Raw genomic sequence first — 13,922 nt, forward strand, 5'->3', positions numbered from 1 at the left:
TCTTTTTTAGGTTTTATAAGTAGGGCCACATACTTTTCCTGAATGATTCGCTGTTTTCTAAATCCACACGTAAAGGTTCTGTAGGATCTAAAATGTCCTCCCCAACACTCAAGTGCATTTGGTTATTACTATCAATGCATATTCTTACCATAACTTTATTGATGTCTACATCTATTGCATCCCTTCTAATGGCCTCAATCTTACTGATGTATTCTGTATTACCCTCGTTCATGTCTGTAGCAGTATCTTTGGCATAACTTTGTACAAACCATGCCTTTACAGTGTTGGACATATCTATATAGTTGGAGCGCTTGTTATTACTTGGGTCGGCATCATACATGTCTGTATCGTATTCGAAAATGGTGATACCATCTTTTATGATAGGAGTCGATTTTAGGGGGCGAGTTGAGGGATCGAGCAGATTTTTATATTTCCATAGTCCGGTTTCGGGATCATTATAAAGCACCCCATATCTAGCCAAAAGGTTTTTATTTTCTAGTTGTATTGTAGAGTTTTCGTTTTTGTAGAGCAAGGCGTATTGCAACGCTCCTTTTACCACTATGTTTTTTAAAGAAGATGCATCCAGGTCGTCTATAAAATTGATACTTTCAGTGCAAGACCAGTCTTTTAATACTCCTTTTAGTTCCTCCTTCAAGGATTGAAATTGCATACCTCTTCCTGTGAAGATTACGGTGTCTAGAAGCACCTCTCCTTTACGGTGAAACCCACCTTTCTCTGGAGTAAATAATTGAAAGAAGTTTTCTATAAGCGTATCGGTATTATCTCTAATAAAGTCATGCAATAATCGAGAATTTCGAATCTCCTCGTAAGAACCCACGAGGTCATAATCCAATAGTGTATCATGATCACCCTCTGCTCTAATTTCATAATCCCCATGCTCATCTAAGTGAGGTTTTATGATGTTCTTTACAATATTTTTAAATAACTTTTTGTTAGAAAGGGAGCTCCCTCTCTCGCTCCCTGTATTCATGGGATTGTCTTGAAAATCTTCTTTATGAATATCATATACAGATTGGGCAATTAGATAATCCAAATAGTTCCCAGCTGTAGCTTTACCAAGTTTACCGAGAATCTTTACTTTTTTCTTTTTGCTTTTTTCATTTTGAATTTTGAAGTAAGTCAAATCCAAAGTACCTGCCCCCATGTCATAAACAAGTACATACTCAGATTCATTTGGGTCTTGTTCCTTGTTGTATACGTTCCAATTGTACACATAATTACAGGCCACGGCGTCGGATTCGCTCAAAAATGTGATATAATCTTTCTTGTAATGTTGAAAAATGCTGTCAGATAAGATTTCTTTTATATAAGCAATGTGCTTAGGAGTAAACGTATTGGGTATGGTAAGAATAATTTTGTTTAAGTCACTTTTTTTGCGATCGTTTGTTGTAATCATATTGTGTACCCCTTTTTCTACAAAATGATTGAGCAAGGAATAGTAACTGTTCTTTAAAACCTTTTCTACCTTAGGCGGCTTATCCTTGAACGAAACCTGAAGGTTGCCTTCTTTATATTGGAAATTGTTGAACAAACCATTGAAATTAGGTAGGCTTTCCATACCTATTAAGGATTTGAGGTATGGAATAGGATAATTTGTGTCTTCTTTGGTAGGTGATAAGTGAATCAAGCTTTCACCAAATTCATTGTTCTCGATATCCTTGCCTTCTTTTAAAGTAATGGTAGAGGAAAGGTATTTTGTATCGAACTCTTCGATATTACTCTCTATATACTTTTCACTTGGAGTGCGCTCTTCTAAAGGAGATTGTAGATCTATTAGTATTTCATCCTTGTTTAATAAATCTCCATCGCTAAAGGCCGCTACACAGGCCGAAGTACCATAATCTACAGATAACCAATAGCTGCCGGGGTTTTTTTCTATATTGAAAACAATGATATTCTCAAAATGTCCCGATCCTATTATTTCTTCATTTAATAGCTCTTCATAATCAAAGGAAATAGAACAATTCACTTTGCAGACATCCTTGGGGATATCGATAATTTCATCATGTCTAAAACTTATTTCGTACTCAAAAAAAGATTGAAAAGTGTTTGGACATTCTAAAGTGCTTGTAAATGGGACTTCTTTGTCTTGATGTTTGACAGTAAGATTAAATAGATCGTTGGTGTTTAAAAAGGAATCTTCCTCGAAGTTTTCACTAGGATGTTGACTTAGCTCATTTAATACAATATTAGAGGTAGAGTTTGCATCAATTTGAAAATCAAAAATCAAGTTATGTATTTTAACCAATCCATCATTGTTCTCGGCATGATTTCCTAATAGTAGTGAAAAACATCGCTTTTTCCCCGATTTGTTAGGGATCCATTGGTTCTTTTTTGGAATTTCGAAGCGCTCCCGGTCATTCAGCTCTCTTTGGATTTCGCCAAACTTTATCGTCTTGAGAAGGCGGGTGGTTTTGCTGTCTGGAGTTATAATGAATTGATCGGATCTGGAATCAAAAAAGTCCTTTCCAGCTTTACTGAGGTTGATTTCAGAAATAATTTCTTCCTTTCTTTCTTCAAGTGGATTTTCATAATGATCTAGATCTATGTAAACAGGAATAACCACTTTGTTGTTTGGGTTGAGGTTTTTTAAGGAAATACTTTCATCTGTAAATTCTAAGAGTAGGTCCGAGGCGGTTTCTTCGCCCTCTTCTTTAAGGGGTATTCCGTTAGAAGAAGGGTTGGATTCTGTGATAAAAGTTGCTTCATTTGCTAAGTATACGGTATTGTCAAACCCTTTGAGTTTAGATTTCAAATGGCAAACATCATAGGTCTCTGCATAGAACACAGGAGCTTTATACATAATTTCACGATTCCCTATATGTAATTGCTTGGCTAAGTGGTATTCATAGCCTGATTCTAACTCTGGAATGGTGAAATAGAAGTGATCTATAGGTTTACAGAGAGCTTTTTTAAGGTTCAATGTTGCTTGGTATTCCTTAACCACTTTGGGTTTGTCTTTTGCCTTGCGTTGATGCTTTACCTCAAACTCAATTACAACTTCATCGACATTGATATCCAAGCAATCCTGAATTATGGATGGATTTAAACTAACCTCAAATGGAAATTCGAACTGATTTACTTTAAAATCTTCGATTTTATGGCCCTTTACAGTTTCTATACTTCCTTTGGAGGATTGGTGGATCGTTAATACAATTAACTTATCTTTATGAGAGACTTTTAAAAAGTCTGGAATTTTGAGATTGTCTATATATAAGGAGTGATACTTTTTTATGTTTACTGGCCTAGGGATACCCCAAAGCTTTCTTTTCCCTTTAATACTAATCTGTGATTTTGCTAAAGGCTTTAAGGGTCCAGATAGGTTGTTGAAATCTATGATTACGTCGTGCGTTTTCTCCATGGCCTCTTATTTTACTTCAATTAAACCCCTAATTAAAATATACATGGTAGCGACAAAAGTGCAGAGCAATACAATGTTCCAAAAGATCACACTCCGTTGCTGTTCTTCCCCTAAGAAACTCGCTGAAGCTTTATACAGTAGATCCGAAAGCGGTATAAGTCCAAATAAAATTCTTCTGTTTTTCTCAAAAACAACAGGATAGGTTCTCTTTAGTCCGTTGCTGCCCTGTACACTATCCCCATTTGGATTAAGTGTATGAACTCCGTAAGAACCATCATTAAAGTGTACCCAAAACTTAGCTTCAATAACAAGAGGATCGTTCTTGTGTTTGCTAGCAATGTCCAGTGGGATGGTTGTGGCTTGGTGTAGTCCGTAAACATCTTTTTCCCAAAACAACTTATTGTTGACGGTGTCTTTAAGTTGTAAGTTGATACGCTGAAGTGTAAATACAGGACTGGGATAAGCATTAATCTCTAATTTTTTTTGGTGACTGTCTTTTGGAGTTCTATTAAAGAAGAGCTTCGGTTCGAGAGGTACAACCGCTTCTATGGCGAAGGTTTTTTGCAATGGCTTGTATTCTAAGACTTCCATTTTATAATTGTCTTTGGTACTGCCAGGCCTTGAACTATATGTATATATCCTGTTCCATATAAAAGCTTCTTTTATACGGTTGTATCTGGGTAATATTGCTTCTCTGTGCTTTACATTGATTCTTTTATAATCCCAATAGTCCTCCAATTTTTTTATTTCTAAATTGGGATCACCAAGACCATTAAATTCTCCATCGGTAATGGTAATGATAAATGTCCTGCTAACATCTTTTGGATTATTTTGAAAGTTTAATGAATGAAGTGCAAGGGGGCCCGCAAACGAAAGTCCTGTCCATTCTTTGTTGAAAAATCGATTATACCCAATCCTTTCTATACCCTTCCAAAGATCGTTGAATATTTGATCGTTAAAAGTAGAATCAAGTTTGATTTCCTTTCCTGGTTTTATGGGTATCCCTTGTACGAACTCATTTATATTGGGATCATTTTTTTCCAGTCCAAAGGAAAGTATGGACACATAATCCCCTTTTTCGAGGAGTGCTCTTTTAGAAGGGAGATACTTTTTGGAAATGCTATTTTTTCGGAAGCATAATTCTCTCAATTCGTTATGGATCATTTTTCTAGCAGTAGATTCAGAAATATTGCTTTTATCCTTTCGATCGACCGATCCAGATGTATCCAACAAAACAATTACATGATGCTTTAAAGAATCCTGCTTTGTTTGTGCTACGTTGGGCGTACCCCATAACAGGGAAATTCCAAGAAGAATAACCTTAATTGCTGATGGTACTAATGTTGGTATGTAACGATATGTCTTCCCCATTTTTATCGCTTTTAGGTATAGTTATTTGTGCGAAGAGTTGAGTCTCCGTTGCTTCAAAATTGATTTCGATTTTTATTTCGTCCAGTCCCCTGCCATGGGTATAGATTGTAGGTAACTTTTCCACAAAGCCCAATGGTGTTAGGTTTTCAATGTCTTTAGTGCTTCCTTGACAGATTTTTATACAGTCTAGTTTTACGGTTTGCCTGGATGCGTCAGAATATGCGGTAGGAATAAACGTTTTGGAATTCTTTGCCGGAACTACGGTATTTTCAGGAATAATTACACTTAACTGCCCTTGCTGTTTTTCGATACCCATCGCATGAGAAGTTCGAAAGATGATTTTGCTGTCTTCATAACTTACTCCTTTCCCCAATGCTTGATGGTCGTGCCCATGATCTTTATCCAGTAAATGAGCTGCGTATAGAGCAGCTCCTTTAGCCACAGCATATTTCAAAAAATCCTGTTGTATTTCGAATTGCGCATTTTTAAAGGTGTTTTTTAAAAGGGTTTGGAAGTAGGGGATTTGAGAAGATCCGCCTATTAGGAGAATAAGATCGATGTCATCTTTTTGAACACTCCCTTTTACCAAACTTTTGGTAACAGCTTCCAATAACTCTTTCCCGAAATTTCGTTGCAAGCCGTTGTTTCCGGCCAATAATTGTTCGAAAGTGGTTCTTTTAAGGGAGGTGTCAATGGGTTCGTTGCCAAATAGGTTTCCAGCAAATACACTTACCTCATTACTAAAAGACAATCTTTCTTTGGCATCTTTTACGGCATCCCTAATTGTTTTTTCTTCAAAACGGCGGTCTTTTTCATTGAGATTTTCGAAACTTATTCCCTCTTCATTTACAATATAATCCAAGAGGACATTGTCAAAATCTTCACCCCCAAAGCTGGAATGACCATCACTTGCTAATACTTCAAAATGTAGTTTTTGGGCCTGTACAATGATCTTAAAAAGCGTAATGTCCAGTGTACCACCCCCAAGATCAAAAACTAGTGTGTTACGTTCATGGATTGTTGTATCCACAAGGCTATTTACATAATGCAAGGATGCTGCAATAGGCTCAGGAACAAGTCCTAATACCTTGGGTTTTTTGCTTTCCTTACTAAAAGTATAATCAATAGCTTTGTTAAGAGCTAATAATGTATTGTCGTTTTGGGGTTGTTTGTAATAGTAAGGTACCGTTATTACGATCCCGGAAGGGCAAAAATCAGTACCTTGAGTAATGGGGTCTTTAAAAAGGGTTTTAATGATTTCTGATGAAAGTTCTACAGGGGAGTAAATTTTCCCTCCCAGGTCATAGGTTTTGTCAATCGCTCCTATTTCCCTTTTAATGGCACGCACATAGTTGGTAGGGTCATGGCGCCATTTGTTTTCTGCAGCTTCCCCTATCAGAATCTCATGATCCGTTTCACTGTTCTCCTGTAAGTAAATAGAAGACTGCAATAAATAGGGGTCACTTTTGCTTCCATAGTTATTGAGGTAATAAACCTGACTCCCATGCATACGATTGGTGTTGACAAAGCACGCTATGGCACTGTTCGATGTTCCAAAGTCGATTCCTATGGGAGGATTGTTTTCATAATTATGATTCATATTCATAAGGTTCTATAAACGCAAATCCTCTTCAAAAAAATAATCTGTTCCATCTTGCCTACAACCTGGCATAGATACACTTACTCTTATAAGGTTTTTCTGTACCATAAATTTGAGCTTGCCTTTTATTTCGGTTCTGGATTTTCCATGCGTATAAAGTTGTTCGTTGATTTTTATCCTTCCTACTACAGAATCCTTGTCGCCTTGTAATACAGTTACTTCGCTCCATAGAATAAGTTTTCCATCCTCGGATAATTTGGACGGGATAATGGGTAGTGTTCTGGAAACCGGGGTAATCTGATTGTCCTTGATGATTGAAAAGAAAGGGGACGATGCTGTTCTAATACCAATACTGTGAGCTGTTGGTTCACTTATCGTTACTTTGTTCCATACGGTTAGATGCTCACGCTCTTTTCCTTCTTTCTCTAGTTCTTCATCGAGTAAGTAGGCCGCGTAGATTGCTGCACCCCTAGCTACAGCTAAATTCATTGTAGCTTGTTGCCTAATCTTCTTTTCCCCGAACTTTTCGATTAGGATGTTTTTGAAAAGAGGAATTTTACTGGATCCTCCTGTTAACAAAACAGCACTTATAGCATCGCTTTTTAAGTTTGCCTTGTGCAGAACACTGTCTACCAACAGTTCTATTTTTTTCCCATAATCCACAGAAGCTTCATTTTTACTGAGGCTTTTTTCAAAATCTTTAACCTTTACCTGTAAATCGATGGTTGGCATATCTGCCGATTGAGAAGGAATGATCAATGAACTTTCATTGGCTACGGATAGCATCTCCTTTAAGCTGGTAATTTCGGGGATGGTCTTCTTTAGTGCTCTGGCTTTTGACTTTTCATCCAAAGTGTTGATATTAAAATCAACTTCATCAAGCACCCAATCCATAAGACACTTGTCGAAATCTTCACCTCCCAAACGAGCATCCCCATCTACAGAAAGTACATTGAAATCTATGGTATTGTTTGTCTGGTTTAGTTTGAAAATAGTGAGATCGAAAGTTCCGCCTCCCAAATCGAAGATCAAGAAGTTTTGATCTACCATGTCATTGCCATGGTTATTAAATGCAAAATCCAATCCAGCCGCAATAGGTTCAGGTACCAAGCCTAGAAACATAGTCTCAGGGTTCTCTAAACGATCTTTGTACAAATCTTTCAAGGCTGAAAGAGCTGCTTTTTTTGTGTTAACAAACTGGGGTTGCTTAAAATAGTAAGGTACTGTTACCACTAATCCTTTTGGGGTATAACCACCTGGATTTTCAATCGATTCAGCGGTTTGTAGTAGCTTCTTTAGAATTTCTGCAGAAATATCCATGGGACTAAAGTCATACCCTTCTATGTTAAACCGATGATTTGCATCATCCATATAACGTTTTACAGCCCAAATGGCATTATCGGGACTTATTACCCCTTTTTGAAGCGCACTTTTTCCGACCATAAAAGAAACCTCTTTCCCCTCTATTTCTACAAATACCTTAGAGGCTAATGTGTCACTGGTTTCACTGGCAATGTTATAGGTTTCACTCCCTATAAATCCATTGTCATTTCTCCACTTCGAAATGGCACTATATGTGGTTCCTAAATCTATTCCAATTGGATGCATATTAAGATGTTTTTGATTTGTTAAGTACTACCGTGACTTCAGTTTGCAGCAGGATATATTGAGGATTTAGCTCTTTTGGGTCTGCTGGGATTATTTCGGACATTGGAGTGTAGGCCTGATAGTCTCCCATAAGCCTGAAACCAGTAGTTTCTACATTTTTAATGGTATCATTTTCCAATTCATCATCTGGTTCCCCTCCGCCTTGAGGAAGATGGAAGTGATAGTTGTATGTATCTCCACGGTTACAGTCAATGGGACAGATATGAAGTACATTCTTCAAATATGTAAGGAATAAATGAGTAATTTCCTTAAACAAAGCATCCCAAGCTTCAATGAAGTCCTGTTCTTCTTCCGTTATGGAAGAAGTTTTGAGACCAAAGTTCTTATGGCTGTTTTGAACTTCGTTATATACCTTAAAAAGTCTCTTCAGATATTCTTTATAGGCATTAAAAATGCTTTCGGAGGCAGATTCTATTTCTTTAATTGTCTTTACATTGTTTGTGCTCCAGCTATCAGATGCTTTTTGTACTACTTTACTTTCTATAGGTGTTTGGCCAATTGGGGAAGGGTGTTGTAATTCTGTTTGCAATAATTTTTGGGAACCAATGGTTTTCGATAACAGCAAAATCAATTCCTTTCTACTTCGATCCAACTGTTTGAAAGACAGGGAAAATGTATTGTTCAATACTTCTTTGGCAAAACTGTTTACAAGTGAAGTGGGGCCTATTGATGATAAAGAATAATCCAATTCGGCTGTTCTTCTCACACTGGCATTTCCGTATGAGTATGCAATCTCATTGGAAGGAACCTCTTTAACTGACATGAGTTCTTTACCGAAGTCTTCAAATAATATTTGGTTGTCCTCCTCTTTAGTATGTAACGGAAGAAAGAATACGCGTTTGGATTTTTGAATGTTGTATTCCTCTTTTTCCAAAAGTTCCCCAAAACCATAGACAATTTCGTTATCAAATGTATTTGCTAGAACGTGAATGTAATCTACCCATTTGTTGAACTTGTATTTGGCATTACTAAATTGTTCTTTCTGTTCATTGAAATATTCCATTTCGTTTTCATTGTACTGGTACGAATCCAGGAAGGGCTTTTCTAAAGAACTAATGGTATCCTCCAAATTCCCTACTCGTAAATTCGAAGCACTTGCTTGATCATGTGTTTCAGTTTCATCTTCTGATATATCAGTATCATCGGTTCCTTGCTTTTTTGGAATGCCCTCTTCGGCAGCTTCTTCGATTTGACGAATATCGGAGTCTGGTTTACTTTCCAGAAGTCTATCCAATTTATCGTTCATCTCTTCTAGAAGCGATAGGTGTTTATTTCGCATCTCGTTATAATTTTATTTCTACATTGGCAGTAGCTCCTGTGTTTACAATTTTTGCAGTAACGGCAAGCGTATCGTCTTGATCTATTGAAAAGGTGACTTCAATAGGTTCTTGTCCTTTGGCAGCTTTAGGAATTCCGGTCAACCTAAAATCACCTATACAATCAAAAATTCTACTGTCGTCCACTTTTTCGTTGATGTAATGTTTTCTAGCTAGGGTTCTTTCTCCTTTATCCCCTGTAACATCAATATGTTGTGTTTTGTAAATAGTAATGTTAACAGTTTCCTGCTGCTCTTGGTTGTAGTAGGTTTTTGTTTTGGTAATCCCTTCCGAAATAGGTAGGTCCTTTTCCACCAAGAGGCTAAACTCTGCACCTTCTATTTCTATCCCCAAATGATGGTTGGTTGTTCTATCAATTTCAATTTCACTTGGGTCATTACCAGAAGGAACACTAGCCCCATAAAAGGCAGCGCCCCGAGAAACAATAACATCTACATTTTTGGCAGCAAAAGGGGTTTTTCCTAATGTTTCGACAGTTTCTTTTATCCAATCCGCTTTCGTGGAGCCTCCTACCAAAATCACCCTATTAATATCTTCCATCCCCAATTCGGCATCCTTTAATGTGTTGACAACACATTCATTAGCTTTATCCAATAGTGGCTTTATTCTTTCTACGAAATCGTCTTTTTTTATGGTGTGCTCTAGGCTGTATTTGTTTCCATCCCCATCTTTTAAAAATTCGGGTATAATGATTTCGGATTCTTTACTGCCATTTGCCAACTCTATTTTAGCCATCTCAGATCCTTCCTTTAATTTTTGTTGTGCTACCATGAATTGTCTAGGGAGGGTTGCATTTTGATCGGATTTTAAATCAAATATGTCCAGGCCGTGCTCTTCTTTAAACTCTTCAGCCACCATTTCCATGATCACACGGTCAAAATCATCACCACCCAATTGCGCTACTCCACGTGTTGCCTTTACCGTGAATTTTGGTGCCGTATTATCTGATGATGTGGAATTTAAATGGAGGATTGTGGAATCAAAGGTTCCCCCTCCTAGGTCATATACCAAAATGGTTTGTTCCTTGTCCGCATCCTCTTCCAAGAACCCCATGTCCAATCCATAGGCAAAGGCAGCGGCAGTAGGTTCTTCAAGAATGTGGACTCCTTCGGGTTTGTCCCCATCCATAAGAGTTTCTCCTTCATTATTTTTGATCCCGAATCCAGCTTTTAAAGCGGCTTCATATACATTTTTTCTATATTGATCGGTAGTATTGGCAGGTACACAAATAACGGCCTCTTGGATATCCCCATCCAGATCAAAATCCATCTGATTAAGCACGGCATCTTTAATGGCTTTCAGGACTTGGACTGCGATATCCGTTGGTGTTAAGTCGACACCTTCAATTTGCTCGAACTTTTCTGCTAGATTTTTATAGGCTTCTTCCTTTTTCCATTCATTGTTTTTCATCAACGGTTTAAAAGAACTGAAGACTTCGTCTGGATTGATTAATATTTTTTGTTTGGCTTCCAGCCCCACTTTGGTATCCGTGGTTTTTTTGTCTGGAAACCAAACACAGGAGGGAATGGTAAAACGGCCTATTTCGTCCAACTTAAGGGATTGCGATTCCCCCTTACTGTATATTGCAGCACTTGAATTTGTAGTTCCTAAATCTATCCCGAGAACATATGGGCTTTTTGGCATTTCTATTTCCATGGTTTTATTTGTTTTATAATGGTGTCTGTTATATTTGAATTCAATAACTATATGCCGAATACTTCTTGTATCAATTGGAAAAGCATCTCTCTGAGAAATCGATTCAGCATTAGAAAAATGATGATGAGCAGTAATTTGGCCATGATTCCCGGTGATTTGCTAACCTGATAGGATATAGCTCCAAGTATCAAGGCGAATAGCAACATCCCTGCGAACCCCCTCATTTCGTACCCTTTAATCCCGCCAATAACGATTCCCATTAGGGTTAAAATATCATTGGGGATGTACCTTCTTATGCGTCTCATGCTACTATGGTTATGCCTCCGTAACTTCTTGAAATCGATGCGTGTAACTAGGTGTTTTAAAGCTATTTTATCGCTGGTCTTTCAAACTTAGAAAGAAGAAGGATTTTTATTTTACGGTTTTCCGTAATTGAATCGAGGTTTTAAAAAATGAAAGGGGTTTTATATAGATTACTTCCATTTTTTACTCCTAAGGGAACTCCGTATGGCCCGGATGGTGTTTTCGGCATCGGTAACATTGAATTTACCTTCAATTCCATCAATGGCTTCATAATCTGATAGTGGCATCTCAAATTGTGAGCTTCCACGTGTGGTGATTATAAATTTTTTGGAAACGTTGTATTGTTTTGGGACTCCCTTGATAAAGAGCTTTATTAAAGGCACTTTGTAAAATATTTTTTGTGTAGGACTTAACCACTCTTTGGTTTTAGAAATTTCCTTGGTTTCTAAGGAGACCACCTCTTTGTAGAAATAGGTCCAGGTACATTCATTCAGGGCATTCTCCGTAATGGGATCGAACACACATTGGTAAATGATGATTTCATGCTGTGTAAAATTTAAAATAGTGGCAACTATGGGGATGTATCTAATATAGCCGTCTTTGCCTACCTTGTAGTTTATTTCGGCTCCTGCATAGTCATACACTTTAAGACCATAAATAATCCTTGTTTTACTTACACAATCCTTCTCATGTAAAAGGGTTTTTTCCAAAGCCCTATCGTGAAGAGGATTCATGGCTTTTTTAATTAACGTATCGAATTCTTGATCCGTTATTTTTTTTGTTAAGGCGTTTTTAGAAAAATAATTCTTGATTTTCTTTCCATTGGGTGTCATGGCTATTTGTTTTATGGATTGGACTATCTATGGACATTCAAAATCATGCGGGGATATATCCAACAGTTGATAGATCCTCTTTTCTTCAATCTCATCTTCCGCAAGGTTTTTTAGCTCATTGGGTTTGTAACCTATAGGGGCCATTAAACCTTGTCGCTTGTAAAAATCTTCTTTAATGATACATTGCAGAAGGTAGAATTTTCTTTTGTGTGGATTTAAGTCCAGTGCTGTTCCTAGATGTGACCGAATTTCTTGTATTTCATCTATGCTAAGGCGAAAGGGGCACTTCCCATTGAATTTGGCAAGGGCTAAATTGTAATAGTACTCTTCGTTTATTGGGTTTAGTTCTATACACTGCAATAGGTTTTCTACTGCTTTATCATATGACCCCCACTTTAAGTATAGTACACCAAGCCAAAAAATGAATATGGGATCCTTCCTCTTGACAACCTTTTTTCTTGTTAAAGCATCGATGTGTTGAAACACTTCATTTTTGCTCAATTTGGAGATTATTTCGTATGAAAACTTTTCTTCCCTCTTACCCCCCTTATTTCCAGTCCTATAAATGATTAGGTCAGCAGTTTTGTATTTATTGCCTACTACAGCATTTTTGACTTTGTCCACAAAAGCTTCATAACTCTCGAAACCAATGAAAAAAGCTAACCCATTCATTTTTTTCTTTGCGTAAGTTAATGGAGCAGAACCAACGTAACTTTCTCTATAATTTCTTAAGGTTGTCCATCCTATTGTACTATAGTCGTCTTCATTTTCTGGAATTACCTTTTTTACTTTTCTTGAGATACGCTCAAACCCCCCTTTCTTATAGTCCTTGAATAGCTTTTTGGGTGATGATTTTAAGTCTTCCGATATGACCTCATCCATAAAAACTTTAAACATTGCTAACTGAGCGTCACCGAGATTTTTCATTTTTTCCTATTAAGAATAGACTTTGTCAATTTAGCTAAGTCTCATCTTTCCCTATTACGGAAAGCCGTAAATACTTTATACTAGGAAAGGGAGGTATTTTCAATCTCTATCTAAGCATGAAAAGTGTCAATAAAAGGGTTTGTGTCAATTGACACCATTGACACTTTTTTTATGTAAACATTTGCAATGTAGTTGTCTAGAAAGCTACAACCGAAGTTCGAAGTAGTATTTGCTTAATCTTGGAGAAGGGGTTCAAGCAAATCTACTAACCGACTTCATTCTTCTCCAGAAACCCAAAGCGCTTTGGTTAAACCGAGCTATACACCTAAAACAAGGTGCAGGAAATTCTTTATCAAAATTTAAAATAAACAATAATGAAAAATTTAAAATATATAATAGCCCTATTTGTTTGTATATCATTCTATAACTGTACTCAAGAACCTATTGAAGATGTACGCAAATGTGAAATCAGATGCCACGATGATCACACAAACTATCCACTTGAAGAAGTACGGAAATGCGAAATCGAATACCGAGATGATCGCACAAATTGTCCACTTGAAGAAGTGCAGAAATGTGAAATTGAATATCACGATGATCACGAAAACTGTCCCCAAAAAACTACGGGAGAAGATGGTGGTGGTGATTTAGGGGATGGCGAGAATTAATATCCTTTAATTGTATAACAGGGAAGAGCTTTTTATAAGCTCTTCTCTAAAAAACTAAAAATTAGTTATCGGGTTGAGCCATATAAAATGTATTATTAACTTAAAAGTCCGAGAACATGAAAGCACTATTTAGAACAACCATTTCCGTATTCATCAATTCTAGTTTCAATAGCGGTG

General features: G+C 37.1%; 10 protein-coding genes. 1 reads left to right on the forward strand and 9 read right to left on the reverse strand.

The genetic code is table 11. The annotated features are described in order from the left end of the window. Positions 1 to 13: 13 nt before the first annotated feature. The 9 genes from POV27_RS03480 to POV27_RS03520 all read right to left on the reverse strand — a co-directional run bounded on the left by POV27_RS03480 (position 14) and on the right by POV27_RS03520 (position 13,077). Positions 14 to 3,382 (reverse strand): acetate and sugar kinases/Hsc70/actin family protein, encoded by a 3,369-nt coding sequence (locus tag POV27_RS03480; protein ID WP_272861335.1) that lies wholly within the window; start codon positions 3,380 to 3,382, stop codon positions 14 to 16. A 6-nt stretch (positions 3,383 to 3,388) separates the two neighbouring features. Continuing rightward, the gene (locus POV27_RS03485; protein ID WP_272861336.1) at positions 3,389 to 4,753 is read right to left on the reverse strand and encodes a hypothetical protein; all 1,365 of its coding nucleotides are present in this window, start codon (positions 4,751 to 4,753) and stop codon (positions 3,389 to 3,391) included. After that, positions 4,704 to 6,353, reverse strand: a complete 1,650-nt coding sequence (locus tag POV27_RS03490) for an Hsp70 family protein (protein ID WP_272861337.1) — start codon at positions 6,351 to 6,353, stop codon at positions 4,704 to 4,706. The genes POV27_RS03485 and POV27_RS03490 overlap by 50 nt, the downstream gene beginning before the upstream one ends. Before the next feature lie 12 nt (positions 6,354 to 6,365). Continuing rightward, a complete protein-coding gene (locus tag POV27_RS03495; RefSeq protein WP_272861338.1) occupies positions 6,366 to 7,961 on the reverse strand; it encodes an Hsp70 family protein in 1,596 nt (531 codons plus the stop codon). Position 7,962: 1 nt separating this feature from the next. Further along, positions 7,963 to 9,300 carry a hypothetical protein gene (locus POV27_RS03500; protein WP_272861339.1) on the reverse strand — a complete coding sequence of 446 codons (1,338 nt, stop codon included), beginning with the start codon at positions 9,298 to 9,300 and terminating at the stop codon, positions 7,963 to 7,965. Positions 9,301 to 9,304: 4 nt separating this feature from the next. Further along, the gene (locus tag POV27_RS03505) at positions 9,305 to 11,014 is read right to left on the reverse strand and encodes an Hsp70 family protein (RefSeq protein WP_272861340.1); all 1,710 of its coding nucleotides are present in this window, start codon (positions 11,012 to 11,014) and stop codon (positions 9,305 to 9,307) included. Positions 11,015 to 11,061: 47 nt separating this feature from the next. Then, positions 11,062 to 11,319, reverse strand: coding sequence for a hypothetical protein (locus POV27_RS03510; RefSeq protein ID WP_272861341.1), 258 nt, complete (start codon positions 11,317 to 11,319; stop codon positions 11,062 to 11,064). A 168-nt stretch (positions 11,320 to 11,487) separates the two neighbouring features. Beyond that, the gene (locus tag POV27_RS03515; RefSeq protein WP_272861342.1) at positions 11,488 to 12,150 is read right to left on the reverse strand and encodes a hypothetical protein; all 663 of its coding nucleotides are present in this window, start codon (positions 12,148 to 12,150) and stop codon (positions 11,488 to 11,490) included. Between the two features lie 27 nt (positions 12,151 to 12,177). Next, a complete protein-coding gene (locus POV27_RS03520; RefSeq protein WP_272861343.1) occupies positions 12,178 to 13,077 on the reverse strand; it encodes a tetratricopeptide repeat protein in 900 nt (299 codons plus the stop codon). A 374-nt stretch (positions 13,078 to 13,451) separates the two neighbouring features. Between POV27_RS03520 and POV27_RS03525 the strand changes: the two genes are divergently transcribed. After that, positions 13,452 to 13,745: a hypothetical protein gene (locus tag POV27_RS03525; protein ID WP_272861344.1), complete on the forward strand. Its 294-nt coding sequence runs from the start codon at positions 13,452 to 13,454 to the stop codon at positions 13,743 to 13,745. The last annotated feature ends 177 nt before the right edge of the window (positions 13,746 to 13,922 follow it).

Source organism: Aureisphaera galaxeae (assembly GCF_028561275.1).
Classification (GTDB): domain Bacteria; phylum Bacteroidota; class Bacteroidia; order Flavobacteriales; family Flavobacteriaceae; genus Aureisphaera; species Aureisphaera galaxeae.